3 protein-coding genes are annotated in these 3,703 nt (G+C 54.7%); all 3 read right to left on the bottom strand.

Translation table 11 applies throughout. The features are described from left to right. Positions 1-165: 165 nt before the first annotated feature. Positions 166-1,455 carry a glucose-1-phosphate adenylyltransferase gene (locus tag V6D20_23440; protein HEY9818733.1) on the bottom strand — a complete coding sequence of 430 codons (1,290 nt, stop codon included), beginning with the start codon at positions 1,453-1,455 and terminating at the stop codon, positions 166-168. 138 nt (positions 1,456-1,593) lie between these two features. Continuing rightward, positions 1,594-3,135 (bottom strand): cryptochrome/photolyase family protein, encoded by a 1,542-nt coding sequence (locus tag V6D20_23435; protein ID HEY9818732.1) that lies wholly within the window; start codon positions 3,133-3,135, stop codon positions 1,594-1,596. Between the two features lie 22 nt (positions 3,136-3,157). After that, a partial coding sequence (gene cofG, locus V6D20_23430) for a 7,8-didemethyl-8-hydroxy-5-deazariboflavin synthase subunit CofG (protein HEY9818731.1) occupies positions 3,158-3,703 on the bottom strand: 546 nt, incomplete at its 5' end.

Raw genomic sequence — 3,703 nt, 5'->3', positions numbered from 1 at the left:
TTCTGGGAGCGGGGTTTGGGGTGCGGGTCTTCGAGTGTTGCCAGTCAAGCAGGGATGGGGTAGAACCACCATAACTAGAGTGAGATAACACCTCAGGATCCTCGCCTAGCTGCCTATGCCTAGGGGGAAACCCGTTGCTGAACAGTGGGATATCGCGAGCTGGGCTTAGATGATCGTACCGTCGGAAATCACAGCATTTTTCAAAATCACCACAATACCGCTGCGGATGTAGAAGCCCTGCCCTTCCCGTTCTGCTTCCTGAACACGGTCTTTGTTGATGATCTGTACATCCTGACCAATGCGAGCATTTTTGTCCACAATGGCTCGGCGAATGGTGGTGTTCGGGCCGATGCCAATGGGAATGCCAGAATCATCGCGATCGCCCTTGCGTTCAACCTGGGATTGATAATAGTCAGCGCCCAGCAATAGAGAATCTTGAATATTACAGCCCGTTTCCACCCGCGAGCGAATACCCAAAACAGAGTGATGGATTTGGCATTCTTTTAGAATACAGCCGTCTCCAATCATCGATTCCGTGATTTGGCAGTTTTGCAGCTTGGTGGGCGGCAGATAGCGAGCCCGGGTGTAAATAGGCGCTGTTTTGTCATAAAAGCTGAAGGAAGGATTGGGTTGTGCCGTGAGGGCAAGGTTGGCATCATAAAATGCCTCAATGGTTCCAATATCTTCCCAATAGCCCTTAAACAGGTAGGCCTGAACGTTGTAATCCTTCGCTGATGCAGGAATAATTTCCTTACCAAAGTCCGTTTGATCTAACGAGTTTTGCAGCAGATCAAACAAGACCTGACGCTTGAAGACATAGATACCCATGGAGGCAATGTAGGGCATCTCCTGAGCTTCGCTAGCCGTCAACCCTAGGGTGGTTGTATCGACACGCATCGCCTTTAGCTCGTCGCCCTTGGGCTTTTCTGAGAAATCAATCACTCGCCCGGCGTCGTTGATTTTCATCAACCCAAAACTAGAGGCCCGCTTCTCATCAATGGGCACAACCGATAGGGTGATATCCGCGTTGGTTTCGCGGTGGCGCTCGATGAACAAGCGGTAGTCCATGCGATAGAGATGATCCCCGGAGAGAATCAAAAACTCGTCAATGTCCCATTGATCCAGCAACCAGAGATATTTTCTGACCGCATCCGCCGTTCCTTGAAACCAGCTTGGGTTATCCGGTGTTTGCTGAGCAGCCAACACTTCCACAAATCCATCACTAAACCCGGAAAAGCTGTAGGCCCGAGAAATGTGTCGATTGAGGGACGCGGAGTTGAACTGGGTTAGAACGTAAATTTTAAGAATTTCGGAGTTAACGCAGTTGCTAACCGGAATATCAATCAGGCGATACTTACCAGCTAGAGGTACGGCTGGCTTTGCACGCTGCTTAGTGAGTGGATATAGACGGGTGCCGGCACCCCCTCCCAGGATGATTGCGAGTACTCGTTTCACAAGAACCTCTTAACTGCCTCTTAAATTGTGCCATCTTCTCTCCCCCTAAGTGTCTGACTGTAGGACACGATTGGCAAGAGGGGATCACGAATATTTGAGGACTTTCCCTCCGGAAAGGGGCGATCGCTCCTAGATTAACTAGGGTTGATCGATGGCTCTCGGCGCAAGTTTTGGGGTTTGATCATGCCAGGATTGGGCTTTCTGGCGCAGGGTTTGACGTTCTGCATCCGTCATCTTGTCGAGGTGTTTGAGAATAAAACTCATCCGTCCCTGGGACTGAAGCTTTTCTCGGTGGCGATCGAGAAAGTCCCAGTAGAACATATTGAATGGACAGGCATGGTCTCCATAGCGATCGCGGTGATCATAGCGACAGCTTTTGCAGTAGTCGCTCATTTTGTTGATGTAGTTGGCTGAGGCGGCGTAGGGCTTGGTGGCCAGCATTCCCCCATCGGCAAACAACCCCATCCCCAGCACATTGGTTTGCATCACCCAGTCGTAGGCATCGATGAAAACCGCGTGGAACCATTGCTCCACCGCTTGGGGCTCAAGGCCGGCAATCAGAGCGAAGTTGCCCAAGATCATGAGTCGCTGAATATGGTGGGCATAGCCGGTGCGCTCGACCTGATCCAGGGTTTGGTGCAGGCAGTTCATGTCGGTCTTCTGAGCATCCCAAAAGAAGGCCGGCAAGGATTCATGATGCCCAAACCAGTTGCTCTGAGGGTAATCATCCTTAACGTGGTGCTGATAAATGCAGTGCATATATTCCCGCCAGCCCAGCACTTGGCGGATAAATCCCTCGACGCTGTTGAGCGGTAGCTGTCGATCCCAGTAGGCCGCCTCCGCTGCTCGGATCACCTCTAAGGGATGGAGTAGGCCGAGGTTGAGGTAGGGCGACAGCAGAGCGTGCCAGAGCGTGTCCTGCCCCGTAACCATGGCATCTTGATAGGGGCCAAAAGTGGGGAGGCGATGGTCGATAAAGTAGTCCAGCACCTGTAGAGCTTGGGAGCGGGTGACCGCCCACCCAAAGGGAGCGATCGCTCCATACTGGCTCCCATTGTCCTGCTCCACAGTCGCCATGACGGCGCGGGTGATGGCATCGGGCTCAAACCAGATGGGCGGCGGTGGATTCAGACCAGTCTTAGGCGGTTTGCGGTTGTCTTGATCCAGGCTCCAGCGTCCTCCCACAGGCTTTTTGCCCTCCATCAGCACCTGAAAGCGACGGCGACCGGTGCTGTAGAAGTTGCCCATGACGAGCTGGGTTCCTCCCTTTGCCCAATCGTGAAACGTTTCCGCATCCCACAGAAAATGATTGTTGGGCACTAGGGTGAGGTCACAGGGCAACGTTAGGGCCGCCAACCAGCGCTGCAGGGGGCGATCGCTGGGCACCATCACCCGCAGTTCCGTGATCCCCTGCTCAGTCACCCAATCCCGCAGCGCTGGTTCAAAGGACTCCGCGATCGCGTAGGTTACGAACCAGCCAGCCTGGCGGAGTTCCTCGGCAAAATGTCGCATGGCTGACCAGACCAGCACCAGCTTCTGCCGATGGTAGGGCAGCGATCGCCCCTGCTGCCGCGATTCGATCAATAGAACGGGCGTCGCGGCCCGTTGATCTACACAACTGGCCAGGGCCGCCTGCTCCTGCCAGAGTTGATCTCCCAAAACCCAAATGCCGATCGTCATGGCTGCTCTTTGCTTCGTTCCATCATGATCCCAGACGCTGTCGCCAGGCTCTGACTCTATTGTGCAGATCTGGAGCCAGCCAGTCATCATGGTGGAGATAAATAGGTAGGCGGGGGCGCAGATCCCAGCCGGCCTGTTCGAGATGATGGGCTAGGGTGCAATCGCAAGGATGGGGATAGTCGGGGTTGACTTCATCGGTGGGGCCAATTCCGCCAACGTCCCGCGCGCCGGCCTCCAGACAAGCAAGCAGAGTAGGGACAGAAACTAGGTTGGGCGGAATTTGTAGAGTTATGTCTGGCGGCAGCAGTTGGCGGGCGATCGCCACGACGTCGGGCAGACGGTTGGCATCAAAAGCTTCCCCACCCCAGGTTTGGGATGTGCCAGGACGATGGGGCTGCAGGATCACTTCCTGGATGTGGCCATAGCGTTGGTGAACCTCAGCGATCGCCCTCAAGGTATCCTGCCAGTCGGTTGGGGACTCGCCGATGCCCAAGAGCAGCCCCGTGGTGAAGGGAATGTGCAACTCCCCAGCCCATTCCAACTGCTGTAAGCGCCGCTGCGGATCTTT

Source organism: Candidatus Obscuribacterales bacterium (assembly GCA_036703605.1).
Classification (GTDB): Bacteria; Cyanobacteriota; Cyanobacteriia; order RECH01; family RECH01; genus RECH01.
Note: the sequence above shows the minus strand (reverse complement) of the source record. Positions and strands in the feature narration are given on the sequence as shown.

Bases quoted from the DNA above. Each gene is read 5' to 3' on its own strand.
- V6D20_23435 (HEY9818732.1), bottom strand. From the start codon at position 3,135: ATGACGATCGGCATTTGGGTTTTGGGAGATCAACTCTGGCAGGAGCAG.